Genomic DNA, 21,386 nt, shown 5'->3' on the forward strand with positions numbered 1-21,386 from the left:
AGAGCGTGCCTTTTATTCCTAGTTGCACATTCAAAATTACACAAATTTCCTAAAGGTATAATAACAGAATGTTTTATTCGGTACAGCAAAGCACCAACTCATATTTTCAAGTACACATTTGTCTTTATTTATAGTTCATAAAAATTGATTTCTATTAGGTTTTCCTTCCTGATAAATTTTTCCCAACGAGCAAATATAAAGATAGTAAAATTGGAACTTAAGAATTTATTCAACTCATTCTTGGTGGATTATAACCCTCGAAGGCTATTTTTCGAGCTATGTTACGGGTTTCTTCATCAACTAAAAAACTATAGTAAAGACCATTTTTTTCAATAACGAAATATTTCCCAAACAACTTATCTTCTTGAACCAAAATTACAAGGTTTTTACACCATGGGTAATTTTCATTAAGGCTAAGAGGTTTGGAATACATACTTCTTCGATCCCATATATGCACTCTTTTATACTCCAATTTTAACCAATTAACAATATTAAGCAGGACACCTCTTAGCATATCACTGCCTATCTTCTCTTCTGCTGTTTCTAATAATGAGGATTTTTCACCATTTTTTAGGTAAAATAGCATACTCCGAACAAATTCATCCAATTTTTATCACCTACTCGTACGGATTATATGGTTTATTTTTATAATTAAGATATATGTGCATTAGCATGTCTTCAATTTTCTCAAACTCAACTTTCCCACCTGTTGCTTTCTGGAACTGACGTTCATAAAACCATGCACGTTTTTCCCATTGCCATTCTGTCTTCGTTCCTTCAAACCCATACATATTTCTGAAATCAAGAGCATGCGTTCCCTCATGTACTGTTTCACTTAACAAGCTACCCGAACTTTTCCGAAGATATATCTTATCACCTACTGCCAATGCCAATTCTTCCCCAAAATACCTGTCAAATAGCTCATCTCCAAGTATGCTAACTTTAATGTCTCCATTTTTAATAGCCTGAGCAATTTTAGTAGACTGAGTGGTGGTCCCCTCAAGCGCTTTAATGATATTATTCTTGTTTATATTGTCTCCCGTAGGAGCTTTCGCTCCCATCTTGGCAAGATCAACTTGCCGCTCGACCCGCAGCATCCCCTCCAAACTATCCTCGGCCTGCTCAGTACTGCTCTTCACCACAGCCTGCGCCGTTTCCTGCCCGGTAGAATACGCTTTGTTTAGTCCAATCGACCCGCCGGTCACCAGCAGCGCCCCGATGGCCGCAGCAATTACCGCCTTGCGGTAATCCACCTTTTCCCCACGCGCCCGGTCATCCATCACACTGACCGCAAAGCCTTCGCCAGCCCCCGCCGTTTTGCTCCGCAGGACTGTCGTTGCCAAACTGCGGGAGATCGCACTGCCGATTTGCCGGAAGCTCTGGCTGATTTGCGTGCCTGCTTTTCGAGTGAACCCTGCGACAGCCCGGACAGGTGCCGTCTTTTTCACGGTCTGGACGATGGACTGCATTTTGCTGCCCGTCGTCTTCGCCACGGTACGCAAGCCGCTTCCCACGTTGCTTGCCAGCTTCCCGATGCCTTTCCCCGTATTTCGTCCGAGGCTGGCCACTGCCCGGTACACACTGCTGTTTTTCACGGCATTTCCTGCGCTGCTGGCGGCACTTCTTACATTCTTCGCCACAGACGCTGCGCTCTGGGCCAGGCGCGTTTGCCCGATGCGTGCTGTAACTGCTCTCAGAGCGCCGCCTGCTTGCTTCGCTGTGCTTGCCAGAGCGCTGCGAAGAGCATTCCCCGCCTTGCCTGCCGCGCTCGTTGCCGACCGTACCGCATTTGCTGCTTGTGTTCCCAAGCGGGCTGCGGCACGGCCAACCGAGGTTTGCCGCACCCATCTGGCTGCCGCCCCTGCCGCTTGCGCTCCTTTGCCAACGGCGGTCCGGACAGCGCTGGTAGCCCGGCTCGTCAAAGCGGATGCTTTGCCAAGGGCATTTGCCACCGGTTTGAGGCGAGCGACTGCCGTAGCCGCCTTTCCAATTAAAGCGCCGGCCCCAAAGCCCGCTGCCGACAGTACGCCGCCAAGCGCCATTTCCCGCAGCAGCTCATCGCCGCGCATGCCAAAGGCGTACCCGATCACACCGGAAATCCCTTCGCCGACCAGGATCGAGACGCCAAACGGCAGCAGCGGCGGAAAGAACACGCCGCCCACGGTGAGGGCGACACCTGCTGTCGTGACCAACACGACCTCCCAGTGGTCCTCGACCCATTTTCCTGCATCGACGACCGCGTCTACGACGGTAGTTACGACGTCCTTCACAGTATCTACAACGGTGTCAATGGCGTCCCTCACTGTTTCCTTTACGCTGTCCACGGTGGACTCCCAAAGCTCCAAGCCTTTGTCGAGCGCTTCGGAGGCTCCGCCGATCAGCCAGTCCCAAAAGCCTGGCTTGCCCTCTTTTGCTTTCAACTCATTGCCTTTCCCATCGGAGTCGCCGCTTTTTGGGTCATGATCGCTGGCTGTGGGGTCAAAAGGAGTGCGGGTGTTTTCATGGGTCGGAGTACCGTGCTCCGGGTCTCCGCCTTTGCCCAGATCGTCTCCGTCTCCGCCTAGATCGTCTCCACCCTTGCCCAGGTCGTCTCCACCCTTGCCTAGGTTGTTTCCGCCTCTGCCCAAGTCGTCCCCATCCCCGTGCAAATGGCCCGGTATCCGCCCGTCCCACATACTTTCCGCATATGTCGCGTACATGATCCTGAATCTCATCAGCTCGTCGGGAGGTGCCCCAGCTTTTGCTGTTCCGCCCGAAATCGCATCATTTCGCTCATCTGCGCGCAGCATGTTTGGCTTTGGCTTGTCTGCTGCATACGTGGCCAGCGGCAGGCAAAGAATCATTGCCAGAATCAATAACAAATAGTGCTTCCGAATCACCAGTGCTCCTCCTTATTTCTCCGGACATTCCTTTTTCTGCAATCGTCTCTTTTTCATATGGTAGTATTTGGATGGAGAGGCTACATCCAGCAAAAGTACGAAAAACTTGTAGGCACTATGGATTAGGGGGGACAACGGCTCCCTGCAAATTATCATATGTTTCCGCTCAACCCTCCTTGGTCATCTCCAGACAGCAAAAACGATAGTTCTCTCGCAAACCTATAGTTAATACCTATCGAATTAATAAAAGTTTAATATTTTATCTATACCACTCGCAGGGGTAGAATAAGTGGAAAAATCTGATTGGTCACGGAGGACTCCACATGGACACAAATACTGCTCGAAATCGTGCGGAATTGTCGGGAAAGCTGACCAATGTTTTAGATTCGCGGTCATTGGCAACATCCCACAGAAGGCTTGCACAAATCCTGACGGAAGGAATGACCGTTCTTGATGTTGGCTGCGGTACTGGAGCCATTACACGCGGAATCGCCGAAGCGGTAGGTCCGAGTGGACGTGTTGTCGGAATCGACAGCAATCCGGCCCTCATCGAAAAAGCCCGGAAAGCTCATGGCGATACCCCGGGGTTGACTTTTGAAACAGGTGACATTTACACGCTTGCCTGTGAGCAGGAATTTGATATTGTTGCCTCGGCTCGCGTTTTGATCTGGCTGTCTGATCCGCTAGAGGCTTTGAAATCAATGGTATCGGCTGCAAAAATAGGTGGAAGGATTGTGGCTGCCGATTATAATCATGAAAAAATACAATGGGAGCCGCAGCCGCCCGCGAGTATGCTCGCCTTTTACTCGGCATATTTGAAATGGCGTTCCGATGCAGGAATGGACAACGGAATTGCCGACCGCCTTTCAGATTTGTTCCAAGCAAGCGGCCTCAAAGAAATCACGATAACGCCCCAACATGAAGTCATGAAGCGATCGGACCCGGATTTCCAAAATAGAATTGGCATTTGGGCGGATACCGCTTCAAGCAGAGGCGTCCAGATGAAAAGAGACGGATATATAACGGAAGAGGAATATGTAGCAGCGGAAAGCGAATACCGGGAATGGATAATCCGGGATGCCCAAGCTTTAACGATGTATATGTTGGCTGTTGAGGGAGTAAGGGATAAATAAGCTGCCGCGTTGAAGAAGGATTTTGATGCTGCCTTTCGAGATGTGGCTAAACACGTCGCAGAAGGTTCCCTCTGTAGCGTTGTTTTGTGGTAAAGGTCGTTCATGAAACGAAGCCAGTCTCAAACTTTTTTCGTGTTTGGACTGGCTTTTTGTTTGGAAGGATGGAGCAGTCGACGGTGGATTGTCCACTAACCATCATGTTTGAGACTCACTTGAATGATTGCGCAAACGGGCAAATTCATTTAGCAAGACATCCATTCAAATTGAACAAAGTTCATGTTTCAAATCTTATAACTGATGCCTTTGCGATCAAGAAGTTCGGTTTGCCCCCGTTCCACCATGTATTCAATGCCGATCTCCTGCATGATCAGTACCGCGTCCAACAGCTTTCTCCCGCGTTCAGTAAGAAAGTACTCTACATGCAACGGATACCCTTCCGTTTTGATTTTATCGACGATCCCACAAGATTTGAGTTCTCTTAAATGCTGTAACAACATCTTTTGGGTTATCTGGTCGATTTCTCGCTCCAGTTGAGCCAAAGACATATTCCCGTCTTTCAATTGATAGATGATCATTGTTTTCCATTTCCCTTTTATAATGTCGTGAACAATTTCCAAAGGGCAGGTGCATACCTCTCGAATGATCATGGAACTCACCTCTGTGTAATCATATCAGACGCAAAAGATCCTTTCCCATACCCACAAAAAAGTGGGTAATTCACCATTCCATTTACTGAAATTACAATGCTGTTTAGAAACAACTTTAACCTGCGGAAGGGAGCCATGTACCATGAATACAGCGTTGGTATTGGTAGACATTCAAAATGATTATTTCAAAGGAGGGAGAAATGAATTATTCCAACCCGATAAAGCGGTAACTCACGCAGAAGAAGCATTGTCGCTGTTCCGCGAAAAGAATCTGCCTATTGTCCATATTCAGTGCATTCTTCTGGAGAAAGAGGCTGCCTTTTTTCTGCCCGATACCGACGGGATAAACATTCATGAACGCGTAAAGCCCCAATCTGACGAAAAAGTGATTGTGAAACATACGCCAGACAGCTTTTTTCAAACTGAATTGCAAAAACATCTTGAGTCGATGAAAGTAACGCGGTTAGTCATTTGTGGCATGATGAGCCACATATGTATTGACTCGACTGTGAGAACCGCGCATCGTTTGGGCTATGAAGTGATATTGCTCAGTGAAGCGTGTGCCACCAAGGATTTGGTATGGAACGATACAGTGATTCCTGCAAAAACCGTTCATGATACTTTTATGGCATCATTGCAGGATACCTTTGCCCGGGTAATTGACACTAGCAGCCTTTATGACATGGTTTAAGTTTTTCCATTATAATCGTTCTGCCGCAAATTTGGCAGTCGGCATTCTGACAGCTTTCTTCCTTCTCACTCCGAAAAAAAGAAAATGGCAAAGCACAGCTGACAAAGCCCGCTCGGAACATACACAAAGAACGGCCAACTGTAAAAAGCTGCGAAGCTGGCCGTTCTTTTTTATGGATTCCCTATGCGCTTTTTTCAATTAACCTGCACAATGTTAACTGTGGTGACTTTCCGCGTATACCTGGAAGACCACGCCGAACTTGTCCGTGACGATCCCGTAGGCTGGACTGAAATGCGTTTCTTGCAGAGGCATGTTGACTTGACCGCCCTGCTGCAAGGCTTCATACAGTTGCTTTGCTTCCTCCGGGCTGTTCGTTGTAATGCAGATCGTCACTTGATTTCCAACGTTGTGCGGCTGACCCGGGAACGTATCGGAGAACATCAGCTCGGATTCGCCAACTTTGATTGTTGCGTGCGCTACCCGGTCCTTTGCCTCTGCCGGCATCGGGAACTCCGGATTTTCCGGCATTTCACCGAAGGTCTGGCTGAAAAGCAACTGCGCTCCCAAAGCAGTTTGATAGAATTGAATCGCTTCCTTTGCATTTCCGTCCATCATCAAATAGGGGATCAGTCGTTTTGCCATCATCAAACAACTCCTCGTTATCCGAATTTTCCTTCTTTTATCTACTACTATATCCGAAGCTCCTTCATTTTAAACGCTCTTATCTTCTTACGTAGCAAAAAGATATTTACAGTCCGATAGTCGCTCGGCCGTATAGTGCAGGCAACTGGAAGGTTTAGGGAAAAACATCTTTGCTAGTCTATCTGTTCGAACGTTCGACGAAACCCCCCCGACTTTCCTGCCTTAAAAAACAGGGGGACGAGCCCCCTGCGTCCATGCCTGTTAGCCACTATTCAAAGGAACGTTCCAGCTCGTCGATAAGCGATCCGATGTAAGCGACAGCTTTACGGATCGGCTCCGGGTTCGACATGTCCACACCGGCATGCCGCAACAGTTCCAGCGGCTTCATCGTTCCGCCTGCACGCAGGACGTCCAGCCATCTTTCCACGGCCGGCTGGCCTTCTTCCCGGATCATCTGGGCGACAGTCGTAGACGCTGTCAATCCGGCAGAGTACGTGTACGGATAAAGGCCCTTGTAGTAATGCGGCTGGCGCATCCAGGTCAAGCGGGCGCCTTCGTCCAAGTCGACAGCATCCCCCCAGAAATCGGAGAGAACCGATCCTTTTATTTCGGAAAGCGAAGCCGCCGTAAGTGCTCCACCCTTTTCTGCCAGGCGGTAGACGCGACGCTGATACTCCCCTTCGAGGGCGTGGGTAACAAAGTTGTGGTAGTACGTCGCGAGCAGTTGGAGCACAATCCAGCGGCGCATTTGGCTTTCATTCGTACCTGCCAGCATATGCTGTCCCAAGAGAAGCTCATTCAGTGTAGACGGCGCTTCGATAAAATAGAGCGACGGCCGGGTATTCATGATTCTTTGGCTCTTGTTCGCCAAGAAGAAATGACCCGCATGCCCCAGCTCATGCGCCAGCGTGAACGTATTGCGCATCGTGTTTTGCCAGGTTATGAGGATGTATGGATGGGCTCCGTACGGGCTCGAACAGAAGGCCCCCGTCGATTTGCCGATGTTATCAGAGCGGTCCACCCATCGCTCCGTCAATCCCCGTTCCATGATCTGAAGGTACTCCGGCCCCATTACCTGCAAAGCATCCAGGATCATTTTGCTCGCTTCCTCGTAGGAGACCGAGGGATGATAATGCGGGTCCAGCGGCGCTTTCAAGTCGCAGAAGCGCACGGTCTCGAGGCCGAGCACTCTTTTCTTGAGTCGGGCGTATCGGCGCATATGTGGAGCAAGCTCGCTGACAATGATATCGAGCTGATTGTTGTACATCTCCAGCGAAACCTTTTGCGGCTCCAGCAGCATTTCCGTGACCGATTCGTACCCTCTGAGACGGGAGAGGGCCACTTGTTTTTTCACTTCCGTCGCGTAGACGGCGGCAAATGTATTTTTGTACTGCTGCAGCGTATGGACAAAGGAGTCGTACGCTTTTTTGCGCAGCTCGGCGTCGGGCGAGAATTCATAACGGGTTTCAAACAAGGCAAACGAAACGGGCAATTCATTCCCTTTCTCGTCTTCTACCGGGGAAAACTGCATATCCGTCAGTTTGCTCATGCTGAAGATGTGATACGGCGCTTCCAGAACTTCTCCGAGTGCAGCGAGGGCTTCTTCCGTTTCCGGGGAAAGCCTGTGCCTTTTCTGCTCCAGAAGCTCATGCAGGCTTCGGCGGAAAGGCTCAAGCCCTGCTTCTTGCTGGATGTAGGCTTCCACTGTTCCATCCGGCAGCCGAAGGATTTCGGAATCGATAAAAGACAAGGCGGCGCTTACCTTTGTCCGAACTGCGGAAAGCTTGGACGAGTTCGCCTGATTGACAGGGTCTGTTCCATCCGCTGATTGCCGCAGGCTGGCAAAAGTCCAGGCCTTGATCAGCTTCATCGAAATCTGTTCCTGGGCTTGCAAGCATGCGAGCAAGACACTTGCCCCTTCTTTCAGCTTCCCTTTGTACGCTGCCATTTCCGCTGCGGCTTTTTCGATTTCTGCCAGCTCAGCCTCCCAGGCTTCGTCAGACGCGAATAAATCCCGGAGATCCCAAGTCAATTCGACAGGCACTTCGGAGCGGGTCGGACGCGTTTCTACCGTTTTTTCCATGTGAAATGTCTCCTTCCGTCAATTTAAACTGCCCATGCAAAAGCGTTAGATATTTTCCCTGATCCTGTCCAAAACAGCCTCCCAATGTTCTTTCATCGCTTCTCTGACCTTCTCGTCAGCGAGGTGCTCCTGATGAAAGCTGATTGTCGTCTTGTTTGCCTCCTTCGCTATTAGGCGAACCTGAACAGTAGAAGGCCGCTGCCACCCTTCTTTCTGCCAAGTAAGGCGGAGCTGCTGGAGCGGTTTGACAATCCGGAATTCACCTGTCCCTTCGTCAGAATAATATTTCTGCCCCGGCTGCAGCATGACACTGATGCCCGCTCCCAGCCAAGATTCCAGCCCTTCTGCCGAGGTGAGAAGCTCCCACGCTTTCTCCTGCGAGACGGGTAGCGTTCTCCTTACGCCAATTTGGAACCCCACCGATTTTGTCTTCCCGACGATTTTCTGGTTCATTTCGCCTTCTCCCGTCTTTTTTCGAATTTTCCCCCAATCATCTCCTCTTTCATTTCCATACAAGGCGTATCCTATCCTGTTTTCTTCCTGCATTTCGCACGATCATTTTCGATTGAACCTATGTTTGGGAGAAAAAGTGGGGTGGCTTACAAAAATGTAAGATTAACGCGGTGTTTTGTAAGAAAGTTCGATTTCACAAGCAAAGCTCCATCTGTAAATTATTAGGTAGGAAAACTGCTGAGCACGCGTTTTCCTAAAAGTTGCGTATTAAGCATGAGTTTAGGAGGAATCTAGTCATGTCCTTTGCGGAATTACATATCGAAGTGTTTCGATGGATCAATGATTTGGGGAAGCATTACGCCGCGCTGGATCCGATCGCCGTCTTTTTTGCGGAATATATGATGTACGTTTTGGCAGCGGGAATGCTCGTGTATTGGTTCACGAGATCGAATCAAAACCGCATGATGGTTATTCAGGCGGTCGCAGCCTTTGTTTTGGCTGAAATCCTCGGAAAGTTGGCAGGGCAGTTTTACTTCCATAACCAGCCGTTTGCTGTATTGTCGGACGTCCATACGCTGATTGAACACGATATCGACAATTCCTTTCCGAGCGACCATACGATCTTGTTTTTCTCCATTTGCATATCCTTCCTGCTCGTTCGCAAAAAGGAAGGGTGGCTCTGGCTTGCAGTCGCTATCTGCGTGTCCCTCTCCCGGATTATGGTAGGCGTCCACTATCCGATTGACGTCGCAACAGGTGCGCTTTTCGGCTTGCTGGCCGCTCTGGTCAGCTATTGGGCTGTACCGAAGCTCTCTTTTATCAAGCAATTGCTTTCGTTTTATGAAAAAGTGGAAGGCCGCATTCTGCCCGCAAAAAAGAAGTCGACGAACTTTTAGAAGCAGATGGGCATTTATGATTGGGCTCCAAAAGCGGGTTGCGTTATTGCAGTGCATCACATAGCATCGCAGCAGCTACTGGCTGCGATGCGCCATAGCCCGGGAGTGATTGAGGAAGGAATGCGGATCGGGGAAAAAACGGTTACGGGCCCTAATTGAATCGTATGTGTCACTGGTCGGTTCTAAACGTTTTTTCATGCTGAATCAGCCATTCCTTTCTCCATATTCCCCCCGCATATCCGGTCAGCTTTCTGTCCGAGCCAATCACGCGATGGCAGGGCACAACGATGCTGATCGTATTTTTGCTATTGGCATGTCCCACTGCCCGGATCGCCTTCTCATTCCCGATGTCGGCTGCAATGTCTTTATACGCAACCGTTTGGGCATAGGGAATTCTGGTCAAAGCCTCCCACACTGTTTTTTGGAAGCCAGTCCCGTCTAGCGTATAGGGAAACGTAAACTCCCGGCGTTTTCCTTGAAAATACTCCTCCATCTGCCGATAGCAGTCCTTCAACACCTGAGGGGTATCATCGCTGGCTGCATACCGCGGCTCGCCTCCCTCACGAAACATGATGGAAAGCACACTGTCATCCGAACTGATCAGCTCCAGCACACCAATCGGCGAATCGTAATCCAGTTTATACAGCTTGCTCATACAGAGACCTCCACAGATAAAAGGTAGCGTATGCTTGCCACCCTTCCCAATTTGCTCCCAAGTCCATGATTTCATCGACAGTAGGCTTGCGCTGCAACCCGAGCCGGGACTTCAATGCGTTTTGCAGTCCGACGTCCGCTACGGGAAAGGCTGCCGGATCAGCAAAGCATTTCATCATGACATAGTCCGCCGTCCACAACCCCACTCCGCGAATGCCCAGCAGCGTTTTCTGCACATGCTGGCGATCATTCATGTGCCGCAAGCTTTCTTTTGTAAATTGCCCCGTCGCCATCGCTTTCGCGACCTCAATGATGTATTCCGCCTTCCTGGTCGTAAATTGCAGGCTTCGCAGCTCATTGATGTCAATAGCTGCGATCTTGTCAAAGGCAGGATACAACCAAAAGACTGTCCCCTCGTAAACAAGCTTTTCTCCAAACTGCTCAACAAATCGCTTTTTCAACGTGTAGGCAAACGGCAGATTGATCTGCTGACCGATAATCGCCCACGTGAGCGCTTCAAATAAATCGGGGATGCGAATGATCCGCAATCCGTAATAGTTTTGGACAAGCTGATGCAATACCTTGTCCTGACGGGCCATTTCATAAAAGCCGCTCAAATTTTGCTCCAAATCAAACCATTCCCATACGTACGCCGCCACTTTTTCACGCACCTGCTCGGACGGGGTTCCCAAGGGAAAATCAACGCGAATCGTCTGACCCGCACACCCGATTTTCAAGAGAACAAGCTCTTGATCGACTTTCACCAGCTTGTACAAATACCCGTCTTTGATCTGATACAGAACCTCCAGCTCTGATCTGCCCAAGAAAACGAGGCATTCGCCGAAATGGAACTCCCTGGGCGGAAAGAGTTCAATGGAAGATCCATGACAGGTCCAATTCATAATCGTTCCCCCTCGCGAAGACGTTGACTATGCAAAGACATAAAAGTACGTGCTAACTCCCGAGCATGCGATACTCGTTCGGAGAACACTGTTTGACATGGCGAAATGCCTTGTAGAAGTTGGACGGACTTTGAAAACCGACTTCGTAGCAGACTTCGAGGTTCGTAAGCCTTGTGTTGGCAAGGAGGTGTGCCGCTTTATCTACTCTGATTTTCTCCAAGTAGCTGCGGGGAGTTTCCGCCGTGACCTGTTTAAACAGTCTTTCCAAATAGTGCGGACTGACGCCGACGTGCCTGGCTATATCCTGCAAAATAAGCTTTTGCTTATAATGCTCCACGAAAAACGCCTTCACCGCGGTTACCAACTCGATCTGCGGAGAAGCTCGACATCGGGCTGGCATCTTTTGCACGAGCGAAAGCCTGCCTTTTCTACAGCATCGATGCTTTGGTAGAAGACGACGTTTTCTTTTTTCGGCTTTTTCGACCGACAGGACGGACGGCAATATATTTTCGTCGTTTTGACTGCGGTTTGACACTCCCCATGCCTAAAGGCAGGGGATTCTTGGGTAGTCACTCCTAACGGAGTGAAATTCACCAAGCTATCCCTGTGTGTCCCACAGTTCAGTTAGCTATGCCAACAGTCGAAGTCCTTCTTGCTCAATATTGATGGCTGCGTTTTCGTCACGATCATGCTTCGTACCACATTTCGGGCAAGTCCATTCTCGCAAGTTCAGGTTTTTCACGTCTTTGTTGCGGTATCCGCAATTTGGAGTGGAGCAAAGTTGGCTGGAAGGGTATTGCTTCCCGACGATGGAGATCGTTCTACCATACCATTCCGCCTTATACTCCAGCATCGTGCGAAACATAGACCATGAAGCATCCGCAATGGATTTTGCCAGCTTGTGGTTTTTGACCATATTTTCCACTTGCAAGTCTTCCAAACAGATCACTTGGTTTTCGTTAATCAGCTTGGTTGTCAGCTTATGCAGGAAGTCATTGCGGGTATTTGCAATCTTCTCATGCAAACGAGCTACTTTGATGCGTGCTTTATTACGGTTTTTACCGCCTTTTTGTCTACGTGATTGAATTCGTTGCCACTTCGCCAGTTGTTTTTCATACTTACGATAGTACTTGGGATTTGCTACCTTCTCACCAGTAGACAGAATGGCGAAATCCTTGATACCAAGATCAACTCCTACAGTCTGTTCTATTTGCGGATGTGGTTGAATATCAGTCTCGCACAATACCGACACAAAATATTTTCCCGAAGGATTTCGTCTGATCGTAGCCGATCGGATACGTCCCTCGACTTCTCTTGATTTTGCAAACTCAACCCATCCAAGTTTAGGGAGTTTGATGCGATTTCCTTCCACTTTGATATTCATTTTGCATGTGTAGGATTGTTTCGGGTTCTTCTTGCTTTTGAATTTGGGATAGCCTTTTTTCTCTTTGAAAAACTTTTTGTAAGAAGAATCCAAATCTTTCAATGTGGATTGCAGGGCAGTCGAATCCACTTCCTTTAGCCATTCGATCTCTTTTTTTAGTTGTGTTAGCATGGCAGGGCATTCGTGGTAGTTGAGCGTTTTCTTTTCCTGTTCGTAAACATTTTTCCGTTTTGCAAGGAAGTGATTGAATACAAAGCGAGTACAGCCGATTGTTTTATTGATGAGCATCACTTGTTCTTTGTTTGGATATAGACGAAATTTGTACGCTCTGTGCATATTCAATCACTCCTTTCCTTTTGAGACTCAATGTATTTCTTGATCACATCCAGTTGAACAGTTCCAACGGTGGCAACAAAGTAGGAGTTTGTCCATAGCGAAGGGAGCCTGCTTTTGAGATGTTTAAATTCCATTCGCAACACTCTGGATGTATAGCCCTTCAAATGTTTTACGACTCGGTGAATTCCGAATTTTGGGTCACACTTGATGAGTAAATGAACGTGGTCAGGCATGATCTCCATTTCAACAATTTCGGTACGTAGCTCCATCGCCTTTTCAAGAAACAGCTCTTTTAATCGAATGTCTACAGGCTCTATCAAAACCTTTTTACGATACTTTGGACAAAAGACAACGTGATATTTACAGTCAAATATGATATTGCGGTTGCTTTCCACTGATCTACTCAAAACCATCACCTATGATTAATGATACCACATCTCGTTAGATATGTGGTACACATCTAACAACGATGCAAAAAAGAACTATTTGTTTTTTGCTCTTAGCATCCCCTAACGAGGATATAGAGCAAAGTTCCTTATATCCCCATAGCTAAAGCAAGGGGTTTTACGGCACGAATGATAAAATAACCCGTCATATGAGCGATCACAGGCCAAAATAATTTCCCACTTCTCGTCAAATGTGAGATTCACATGATTCGTCATCGTTCAGCTCCTGCCTTTTTGGGAAGTTTCATGCGACGTGGAACCCCGGCCTCAGCTCTTATGCAATGCCTCTCAAGGATGCAGCAGATAGAACAACTTTACCAAGGAAGATCATCACATTCATCCTTTTTCTTGCTCTTATGATCGAGCTTGCCCTGGGCTTCCTGTTGCAGAAAGAGCTTGCGCTTGAAAAACGACATTAGTGTCGTTTATAATCACAAAAACGACATGAGTGTATACTTTATCTACCCTGCGTTTTCTCCCTTTTTACAAACATGATCCCCTGCGAAAGGAGGAGTGCTTATGGCTCCAAGAGTAAGCGAGGACTATAAAAATCGAAAAAGACTGGAACTGCTCCGTGCCGCCAAGCAAGTCTTCATGAAAAAGGGCTACACCCGGACAACGATGCAAGACATCATGGATGAAGCCGGAGTTTCGCGAGGGGCCTTGTACGCCTACTTCGACAACATCGAGCATGTCTACCGCGAGCTGCTGCGGCACGAGGATGAACAAGAACTGCACTTCTTCGATCCAGACGATACGTCCACAGCCTGGCAGCAGTTGACAAGCTGGATACAAAAGCAGAAAAAAGAGATCGAAGCCATCGAACGCTCACTGCTGCTGGCCAATTCGGAGTTTTTTTTATCCATCCACAGCCAACCGGAAAATGAAAGCCGCCGCTATTTGACGGACCGCTACCAGCGTATGGCCGAAGCGATCGTCGATTTTGTCCAAACGGGGACCGCCCGGATGGAGCTTCAGCCCCGCCTGCCTGCCGAATCGATTGCTCTGTATTTGATCTCGTTCATCGATGGCTTGATGCTGGACACTTTTCAGTTGGGCCCGGAAAAGACGCGGGTGAGCGCTCAAATCGATGTGCTTTTGTTTTCGCTGAAGGAAATGCTTTGCCCGGTCGAAGAAACAGCAAGCCCTTCATAAAACAGAGGAAAGGAAGAAAGCCTGATGCTATTTGAATCCGCAAGAGTTCGCCTGCGAAAAATGACCCCCGATGATGCAGCCGTCTATCATACATGGAGAAACGACCTTGCTGTCATGCAATCAACCAGTCCGACTCTCGATCTGTTTACATTCGAGGAGACAGCCTCGTTTGTAAACCAGGTGATCTTGGGGTCGCCTTCCGGAAAGAGCTATATCATCGTCGACAAGGAATCGGGAAAACCGGTCGGGATTACGTCGCTGATCAACCTGGATTACAAAAACCGCAACGCAGAATGCATCATCGATATTGGAGAAAAGGAATGTTGGGGCAAAGGCTATGGAAGGGAAGCCTTGCAGCTCCTCCTCGACTACGCCTTTTTGGAATTGAATTTGCACCGGGTATCCTTGCGTGTTTTTTCCTTTAACGAAAAAGCGATCAGACTGTACGAAAGGCTTGGTTTCAAGGACGAGGGCCGCTCACGTCAGAGTCTCTATCGAGATGGTCGCTGGCATGACATTTGCCATATGGGGATTCTTCAGGAGGAATATGTGACGAGCAAGCGATCCGTCCCGGGCAGTTGAAGGCTCCCTCTTTGTGCGTTCGGTTCGTAAGCTCGACTGTCAAGCTACAGTCATTTTCTGCTTGACAAGACACTCTCTGCTGCTGCAGCCTCATTTTATTGAGCAAGACGTTACTGACTACGGCCGCCCTTTTATGAAAGCAGCATCATTTGCGCCGAGAAGCTTTACCTGTTATCATACAATTTAGAAAACGCGAAAGGAGAGTGCCGCTGATGAAAAAAAGATCGCTTCTGTCGTTGTCCAAAGGCATCGGGTACTCGACTGCCGTTTTCTTTTCTGCAGCTAACCAAGGGAGAGGTCTGTCCAAAATTGGATATCCATGCGACTCGTCATCCTTTGATTAGCATTTTCTCAAAAGAAAACGCCACGGGTCGCTTCCCTGTGGTTTTCATCGTTTTGCTGTCCGGCATCACAGGGAGTACCTGTGGTGTTTTTTATTTCTTTGAAAAAGGGAGGCCGACTAAATGAAACGAAAAGGCAATCTGATTTTTGTACGACCGTTTGAAGCCGAAGATGCAGAAGCTCTGCTCGATCTGGAACTGCGGAATCGGGACTTTTTTCAAACCTACACAGCTCTGCGCGAACCGGAGTTTTACACGTTGGCAGGACAGCTTGACCGGATAAACAAAAACAATGAAAGGATGGCTCTCGATCAGTATTACTCCTTTGGCATTTTTTTGCTAAAATCAGGAGAATTGATCGGAAGCGTATTTCTGTCAGAGGTCGTACGCGGCCCTTTGCAAAGCTGCTGGATCGGCTATTATCTCGACCAGCAGCACAATGGGAAAGGGTATACGACAGAGGCCGTCCGTCTCGTAGTATCGTATGCTTTCGACGAGCTGAAGCTGCACCGGATTGAGGCCGGCGTCATGCCGCACAACCTCAGATCGATGAAGGTATTGGAAAAGGCAGGATTCCACAAGGAGGGCATCGCCAAGGAAAACGTGAAGATAAACGGCAAATGGGAGGATCATCAGATCCTTGCGATTGTGAATAAGGATGACAGCAACTGAAGAAGCGCATAGCCGCTAATAGAAAGACAAGAGACATTACCGTGATTGCCTTCCAAAGCAACCCATACAAATAGCAGGACGTGAACCCTTGGTCGATACTAATGACCACCGGGCCGCGTCCCTTTTCTTTTTATACCATCAGTCCTAAGTAAGTAGAACCAATGAAAGGTACTAGGTTACGAAATTTTATGGTTAAAAAAACCACTTATTTACAGTTATTTTGCCAAATAATGAAGGTTTTAGTATTATTTTGACGAACCATGTAATTTGAACTAGTTTTTTTATGAACAATAATTCCCTCTGCACTACAGGGATGTATTTCAGGAGGAAGGAAATGGGTAATACGAAGTACATTTCAACAACCGCTCTTTCAAAATTAATAAACATTCCCACCAGTGAGCTTTTTTCTCTATTAATGAAAATGGGCTGGATTGAAAGAAAAAATGATACTTGGTGTTTGACGGAAAAAGGAAAAATGAAAGATGGACAATTGAGATCGGACTCTATACGAGGAACCTGGATTGTATGGCCAGAAAACATTCATGAAGACAAGGATTTTCTAGAGTCATTTCATAAACCGGAGACAAAATTTATAAACGCCACTGCATTGAGTCAAATTTTTAACATCTCCAAGTTTCGTATTAATCCGATTCTGTCGGAACTAGGATGGGTAGAAAGAGACAGGAAAGGATGGATATTAACGAATTTAGGCAAAAGCATTGGCGGAAAGCAGTTGGAGTACGAAAAAACCGGAATCCCCTATGTAACCTGGCCGGAGAGCATCCTAAAAAACAAGCGTCTTGTTGAAACCTTTCAGCAATTGATTGGTGAACCTATGGAAGAAAAAGACGAGGTGCAGGAACAAAACGATGTAAGTTTTCGGGAAAAATTTGAAGCGAAGCATCGAACCGCTGATGGCCATTTTGTGCGTTCGAAAGCGGAGATGATCATCGATAATTGGTTGTATATGTCGGAAATCGTCCATGCCTACGAACGAAAATTGCCGATCGAAGAGGATGTGTATTGTGATTTCTACCTCCCCATAGGAAAGGTTTATATCGAATATTGGGGGATGGAAAATGACCCAAAATACCTCGACAGAAAAAAAGCAAAGTTGGACATCTATCAAAAATATGGGTTTCATCTTATCGAACTGACGGATGCAGATATTCAAAATCTAGATGACGTTTTTCCAAAAAAATTACTGAAATTTGGTATACAAGCTTATTAATTTCCCGGGATAACAAACGTTGCTCCCATTGAAGCCTTGATTTTTTAGCAGCTTTCCATTGACGCAATGAAAGTTTGGAGGCACAAACATGGCGTTTACTTATACGCTTCTGATAATTCTGCTGATCATCGCCTTTATTTTGAAGCATCCGTCGGTAAAAGGATTTGTCGGAGAAAAAACTGTGCAACTTCTCCTAAAAAAACTCGATCCAAATGAATATTATCTCGTTAATGATCTACTCATTCCTGGTACAAAAGGAAAAACAACACAAATCGACCACGTTGTCATTTCAGCTTACGGTATTTTTGTGATTGAAACAAAAAACTATAAAGGTTGGATCACCGGTACGGAGAATTCCCAATATTGGACACAAACCATTTATAAAAAGAAAGCACGACTATTCAATCCAATCTGGCAAAACAAAGGACATGTGGAAGCACTTAAAGCTCTCTTATCGGAGTTTGAAAACATCCGTTACATCCCCATCGTAGTATTTAGCGGCAGAGCTACTCTGAAAGTGAGTGTTTCTTCAACAGTCATTTATACTAGTCAACTCGTTAAAAATATCCTTTCGTACAAAGATCCCGTCCTTTCGAAAGCAGATCGAGAAGCCATTGTTCGGAAGCTCGCCGTATATAATTTGCAGGATAAGGACGCGAGAACAAAACACGCCAAAACATTGCAAAAAGAAAATGAAATCCGTAATCAACGTATAAAAAATAATCTGTGTCCCTCTTGTGGCGGAGAATTAGTTGAACGGAATGGAAAATACGGAAAATTTATTGGATGTTCAAACTATCCAAGTTGCAAATTCACCCTCAAAAATCGTGCCTGACGACAGATGATTAACTTGTTCAGTAGCACCGGAAAGGCTGACATCTTATGGCGAAATGGTCAAAAAAAGAATTAACGAATATTGAAAACCTGATACGGGGGATACTCGTTATTTCCTCGGCATCAATTTGCTTTGCCTATAATCTTGGCTACCTATTTTTCTTCGGTTCTATTGGCGTTAGTCTCGTCTTGTCTGTAATCATTGGAAGTTGGTTAGCTAGGGTAAACAATCAAGGAAAAGCAATGCAAAAAAAGAATGGGGCAAAGAAAGAACTAACCAAGAGAAATCACAAAACTGAAAAACAATCTCGTAAGCCACTTTCGGATCAAGAGTTGTTAACCGCAGATATTGATTCCCTTTCCGGACCGGACTTTGAAAGATTAATGGAAGCTTATTACCGAGACAAGGGGTATCAAGTAGAAAGGGTTGGAGGTTCAGGGGATAACGAGGTTGATTTGATTCTCCAAGATAAGAAAGGCTACAAGATCGCCGTACAGTGCAAACGCTGGAAAAAGAACGTAGGAAATGACATAGTGCTGCGATTAAAGGCTGGCAAGCAGGTGTACGGTTGCTATGACGCTTGGATTGTCACAACAAGCCATTTTACCAAGACAGCAATAGAAATCGCAGGTCCCCTAAATATTACATTAATTAATGGGGCTCAAGTCCATGATATGATTCGACGTTGGAGAAAGGAAAAAGCAAAAAATATGAGCTGACGTTCGTCACCCTTTCCTTATTGTGGAAAGGGCTTTTTTTTCACTTATACTAAGAACGTACATTCCCACCAAGCTGCTCTACTCATCGCAGATCACAGGAGGAACTTTTCATGCAGCCATATGATTTGCCATTGGACCAATTGCAGACATACCGTCCGGCGCTTACGCGAAAAGACGATTTTGCAGACTTTTGGGAAGCCACCAAAGCGCTTCTGGATCAGGAACCGCTCACCTATGAACTTGCGCCGCTGACACATCCCGCAGACGGTGTTCGCTTGTATCAGCTCAGCTACCGTGGATTTGGAGGTGCAAGGATTCAGGGGTATTTCGCCGTTCCGGACAAGCCGGGCGCACATCCGGGGCTGATTCTCTATCACGGCTATGACTGGTGCTTCGACGGCGGCATCCATGACGTGGTCAATTGGGCGTTGCACGGCTATGCTGCGTTCGGCATGCTCGTCAGGGGGCAGCACAGCAGCGAAGACAACAGCTGGCATTTTTGCGTGATCATTTGAAAAAGTAACGTTTGTCTGCACGGGCCATTTTCACAATCCAGCCAAGCGGCAGGAGGTATTGGCTTTCCATGCAAAACGAGCAGATCGAGAATCCCAGCGTGTTCGCGGCTGTCCCGCAATAGAAGAGGCGAAAACCTGCTAATGAATACTCCAGGTTTCCGCCTCTTTATCCTTTATCCTTCCTCGTCCGCAACCAATTCCTTGGCAAGCGCCACCATCTGCTTCTGCACATTTTCGTCAAACTGATTCCCGTTCACCAAATAACCGATTTGATACATGACCCCGTTGTGGTAGAAATCGATTTCATTTGCCATGGTTTTCACCATTTGGACAGAGCGCTTCTGCTCATCCCAGTCATAGTAGGAGTACACGTAGCCGCCTCCTGTTTGCAGGATGTGATGGTACAGGCGTATATTGTCGTCGCCAATGGTCTCCACTTCAATCCTGTTTCCCATATCATCCGTCCCTGACTTGCGCCCGACGAACCCCACAAAAGGATCGGAAGCTGTTTCCGTCATGCGGACGATAACGAACTCGTTGCCATATCTGCCGTATTCGTCCTTGTCTTTTAAATAGGAGAACTGCACCTGATGCAAATGTCCGCTTTCTTGTCCACTTTGAAAGCTGACGAGATAAGCGTTTTGTTTTCCCACCGGAAAAGGAAGCTTGCCCGGGTCGATGAGCTTTGCATTTTGCTTCAGCTTTTCAGGCAGATACGGAAACACCTGATTGAATTCAACCGGCCGGTAGTACATTGCCTCCGTGTCGCCTCCGTATACATGGTAATGCTCGCTTTGCGCCAGATTGCCCTTTCCCGCTTTGGGCAGCGAGCTGTCCGATTCACACCCGGTAAGGCCAACTGCTAGATACATGCACAGGAATAGCCAAAAAATTTTCTTCACGTCTACTGCTCCCTTTCCTCCCGCTCTTGCAGCGTTTCCACTACCGCTCCCTTGCCCGCGGATTTGTCGATGATGCCTGCGACCCATGCATAGCAGCTTTCCAACTGTTCATCATCGATCAGGTCAGAGCGGTGCTCGAACATGATTCGCACGCTGTCGTTCTCTGCGGCGATGATGTTCAAATACTCTTCGATGGGAGCCCATCCGTCCGCAGGATTCTGATCAGGGAGCACGGGGTAATGATAGTGCTGTAAATCCCCTTCTTCATTCACCCGAAGCGTCCATAGATGGATCGTCGCTGCATATTTGGCGTACTTTTTGATGACCTCTTTGGCCCGGAAATGCGGATCCAGCTTTTCCTGAAAAAAGAGCCGTCCCGTATCCAGGCATAGCTTGATGGCCGGATAGCGCACGAGCAAGCTTTCCAAAAAATCGGCCTCGTACACATACCGATTGAGCGCGTCGAACTCAAGCACCGGGACGAAGCCGTACTGTACGCTTTTCTCCGTGAGCCACTGAAACAGCTCCTCGCTTTTCGCCGCTGTCTCTTCAAAGCTGCAGGCACTTTCATACATGTATTCCGCCGAATCGTAAAATCGCCATTTTTCCCAATCTACCCTGTCGTCCAAGATAACCGGTTTGGGGTAATGAAACAGCACATATTCTGGCTGGACCGAAGCGGATAAATACGCCAGCTCGTTCTCGATATAGGCGTACGCGTTGGCTCGAATTTCATCATCAGAAGACAGGAAAAGCGCGTCTCTCAGCGGGGAGAAGCCGGAGCGAAACGGAAAGTGCACCCCGATCCGAAAGCCCCTGCGCTTTGACTCCCCGACCAGTTTGGCGATATCCTCCGGTGCGGAAAACAGACACGCTTCGATTCCGTAAAAGCCGTCCCGGAAATCACGCTTGTATTTTTTCTCGTCAAAACCTGCGTATTGGCCAATCAAAAAACGGTTCATCACGGTCACCTCATCGCGAGAGATAAGCAGCCTTCCCCTTCATCCCTCTTCTGTGCACACGTATGGATCGAACGGCTTGCCTATCACTTTGGGTGTTGATCACACTACCGTTATTCATCCCTCTCCCGTATTCGACAAGTTCCGACCTTTCCCTTTTTTGTAGAGTAGAGAACTGAAACTTTCGGGCGACCGTATGGTCGCCTTGCTCATTTCAGCTCCCCCTCATCAAACCGTACGTGAGGTTTTCCCTCATACGGCTTTCCGATGTTCTTCTTTCTTTGGCATTCGGCTTACTTTATCCGGCTAATTTCAATAAACTACCCTGC

At 47.5% G+C, this 21,386-nt stretch carries 22 protein-coding genes and 1 pseudogene; 10 read left to right on the forward strand and 13 right to left on the reverse strand.

Annotation, left to right across the window (positions count from 1 at the left end):
* Positions 1-229 precede the first annotated feature (229 nt).
* Both EDM54_RS04060 and EDM54_RS04065 read right to left on the reverse strand, forming a co-directional pair.
* The gene (locus EDM54_RS04060; protein ID WP_003391469.1) at positions 230-607 is read right to left on the reverse strand and encodes a hypothetical protein; all 378 of its coding nucleotides are present in this window, start codon (positions 605-607) and stop codon (positions 230-232) included.
* 10 nt (positions 608-617) lie between these two features.
* Positions 618-2,879, reverse strand: a complete 2,262-nt coding sequence (locus EDM54_RS04065; protein ID WP_122957801.1) for a TrbL/VirB6 family protein — start codon at positions 2,877-2,879, stop codon at positions 618-620.
* A 323-nt stretch (positions 2,880-3,202) separates the two neighbouring features.
* Here EDM54_RS04065 and EDM54_RS04070 point away from each other — a divergent pair, with 323 nt between their 5' ends.
* Positions 3,203-4,012, forward strand: a complete 810-nt coding sequence (locus tag EDM54_RS04070) for a class I SAM-dependent methyltransferase (protein WP_122957802.1) — start codon at positions 3,203-3,205, stop codon at positions 4,010-4,012.
* 281 nt (positions 4,013-4,293) lie between these two features.
* On the opposite strand, the gene EDM54_RS04075 is transcribed toward EDM54_RS04070, so the two are convergent.
* Complete coding sequence (locus tag EDM54_RS04075) at positions 4,294-4,659, reverse strand: winged helix-turn-helix transcriptional regulator (protein ID WP_003391188.1); 366 nt, start codon at positions 4,657-4,659, stop codon at positions 4,294-4,296.
* A gap of 142 nt (positions 4,660-4,801) precedes the next feature.
* On the opposite strand from EDM54_RS04075, the gene EDM54_RS04080 reads away from it, so the two are divergent.
* On the forward strand, positions 4,802-5,350 hold the full coding sequence (locus tag EDM54_RS04080) for a cysteine hydrolase family protein (protein ID WP_003391184.1): 549 nt from the start codon (positions 4,802-4,804) through the stop codon (positions 5,348-5,350).
* A gap of 213 nt (positions 5,351-5,563) precedes the next feature.
* Here the strand turns inward: EDM54_RS04080 and EDM54_RS04090 are convergent, their stop codons facing one another.
* From EDM54_RS04090 to EDM54_RS04100, 3 genes are all read right to left on the reverse strand, one after another.
* On the reverse strand, positions 5,564-5,992 hold the full coding sequence (locus EDM54_RS04090; protein WP_003391183.1) for a VOC family protein: 429 nt from the start codon (positions 5,990-5,992) through the stop codon (positions 5,564-5,566).
* 268 nt (positions 5,993-6,260) lie between these two features.
* Positions 6,261-8,075 carry an oligoendopeptidase F gene (gene pepF, locus EDM54_RS04095; RefSeq protein WP_122957803.1) on the reverse strand — a complete coding sequence of 605 codons (1,815 nt, stop codon included), beginning with the start codon at positions 8,073-8,075 and terminating at the stop codon, positions 6,261-6,263.
* Between the two features lie 45 nt (positions 8,076-8,120).
* Positions 8,121-8,528 carry an SRPBCC family protein gene (locus tag EDM54_RS04100; protein ID WP_024985433.1) on the reverse strand — a complete coding sequence of 136 codons (408 nt, stop codon included), beginning with the start codon at positions 8,526-8,528 and terminating at the stop codon, positions 8,121-8,123.
* Between the two features lie 296 nt (positions 8,529-8,824).
* Here EDM54_RS04100 and EDM54_RS04105 point away from each other — a divergent pair, with 296 nt between their 5' ends.
* Positions 8,825-9,424: an undecaprenyl-diphosphatase gene (locus EDM54_RS04105; RefSeq protein ID WP_039071617.1), complete on the forward strand. Its 600-nt coding sequence runs from the start codon at positions 8,825-8,827 to the stop codon at positions 9,422-9,424.
* Positions 9,425-9,593: 169 nt separating this feature from the next.
* Here the strand turns inward: EDM54_RS04105 and EDM54_RS04110 are convergent, their stop codons facing one another.
* The 5 genes and pseudogenes from EDM54_RS04110 to tnpA form a co-directional block, all read right to left on the reverse strand.
* Positions 9,594-10,079, reverse strand: coding sequence for a methylated-DNA--[protein]-cysteine S-methyltransferase (locus tag EDM54_RS04110; protein ID WP_024985431.1), 486 nt, complete (start codon positions 10,077-10,079; stop codon positions 9,594-9,596).
* Entirely contained in the window at positions 10,063-10,980 is a 918-nt protein-coding gene (locus EDM54_RS04115) for a DNA-3-methyladenine glycosylase family protein (RefSeq protein WP_122957804.1), read from the reverse strand. The genes EDM54_RS04110 and EDM54_RS04115 overlap by 17 nt, the downstream gene beginning before the upstream one ends.
* 52 nt (positions 10,981-11,032) lie before the next feature.
* A pseudogene (locus tag EDM54_RS04120) lies at positions 11,033-11,553 on the reverse strand (bifunctional transcriptional activator/DNA repair enzyme AdaA).
* Between the two features lie 55 nt (positions 11,554-11,608).
* Positions 11,609-12,700 (reverse strand): IS200/IS605 family element RNA-guided endonuclease TnpB, encoded by a 1,092-nt coding sequence (gene tnpB / locus EDM54_RS04125; RefSeq protein ID WP_122957805.1) that lies wholly within the window; start codon positions 12,698-12,700, stop codon positions 11,609-11,611.
* A gap of 2 nt (positions 12,701-12,702) precedes the next feature.
* On the reverse strand, positions 12,703-13,113 hold the full coding sequence (gene tnpA, locus EDM54_RS04130; RefSeq protein WP_122957806.1) for an IS200/IS605 family transposase: 411 nt from the start codon (positions 13,111-13,113) through the stop codon (positions 12,703-12,705).
* Positions 13,114-13,665: 552 nt separating this feature from the next.
* On the opposite strand from tnpA, the gene EDM54_RS04135 reads away from it, so the two are divergent.
* From EDM54_RS04135 to EDM54_RS04165, 7 genes are all read left to right on the forward strand, one after another.
* The gene (locus EDM54_RS04135; protein ID WP_122957807.1) at positions 13,666-14,301 is read left to right on the forward strand and encodes a TetR/AcrR family transcriptional regulator; all 636 of its coding nucleotides are present in this window, start codon (positions 13,666-13,668) and stop codon (positions 14,299-14,301) included.
* A gap of 24 nt (positions 14,302-14,325) precedes the next feature.
* Positions 14,326-14,883: a GNAT family N-acetyltransferase gene (locus EDM54_RS04140; RefSeq protein ID WP_003391160.1), complete on the forward strand. Its 558-nt coding sequence runs from the start codon at positions 14,326-14,328 to the stop codon at positions 14,881-14,883.
* A 464-nt stretch (positions 14,884-15,347) separates the two neighbouring features.
* The gene (locus tag EDM54_RS04145) at positions 15,348-15,896 is read left to right on the forward strand and encodes a GNAT family N-acetyltransferase (protein WP_039071415.1); all 549 of its coding nucleotides are present in this window, start codon (positions 15,348-15,350) and stop codon (positions 15,894-15,896) included.
* A 334-nt stretch (positions 15,897-16,230) separates the two neighbouring features.
* Positions 16,231-17,127: a hypothetical protein gene (locus EDM54_RS04150; protein ID WP_003391154.1), complete on the forward strand. Its 897-nt coding sequence runs from the start codon at positions 16,231-16,233 to the stop codon at positions 17,125-17,127.
* An 88-nt stretch (positions 17,128-17,215) separates the two neighbouring features.
* The gene (locus tag EDM54_RS04155) at positions 17,216-17,962 is read left to right on the forward strand and encodes an NERD domain-containing protein (protein WP_003391152.1); all 747 of its coding nucleotides are present in this window, start codon (positions 17,216-17,218) and stop codon (positions 17,960-17,962) included.
* A gap of 47 nt (positions 17,963-18,009) precedes the next feature.
* Positions 18,010-18,681: a restriction endonuclease gene (locus EDM54_RS04160; protein WP_122957808.1), complete on the forward strand. Its 672-nt coding sequence runs from the start codon at positions 18,010-18,012 to the stop codon at positions 18,679-18,681.
* A 110-nt stretch (positions 18,682-18,791) separates the two neighbouring features.
* Positions 18,792-19,196: an acetylxylan esterase gene (locus EDM54_RS04165; protein WP_122957809.1), complete on the forward strand. Its 405-nt coding sequence runs from the start codon at positions 18,792-18,794 to the stop codon at positions 19,194-19,196.
* 173 nt (positions 19,197-19,369) lie between these two features.
* Here the strand turns inward: EDM54_RS04165 and EDM54_RS04170 are convergent, their stop codons facing one another.
* Both EDM54_RS04170 and EDM54_RS04175 read right to left on the reverse strand, forming a co-directional pair.
* A complete protein-coding gene (locus EDM54_RS04170) occupies positions 19,370-20,098 on the reverse strand; it encodes a hypothetical protein (protein WP_003391146.1) in 729 nt (242 codons plus the stop codon).
* 2 nt (positions 20,099-20,100) lie between these two features.
* A complete protein-coding gene (locus tag EDM54_RS04175) occupies positions 20,101-21,060 on the reverse strand; it encodes an IolE/MocC family protein (protein ID WP_122957810.1) in 960 nt (319 codons plus the stop codon).
* Positions 21,061-21,386: the final 326 nt, after the last annotated feature.

Origin of the sequence: Brevibacillus borstelensis, from assembly GCF_003710865.1 — a bacterium.
In the GTDB taxonomy this organism is placed as follows: Bacteria; Bacillota; Bacilli; order Brevibacillales; family Brevibacillaceae; genus Brevibacillus; species Brevibacillus borstelensis.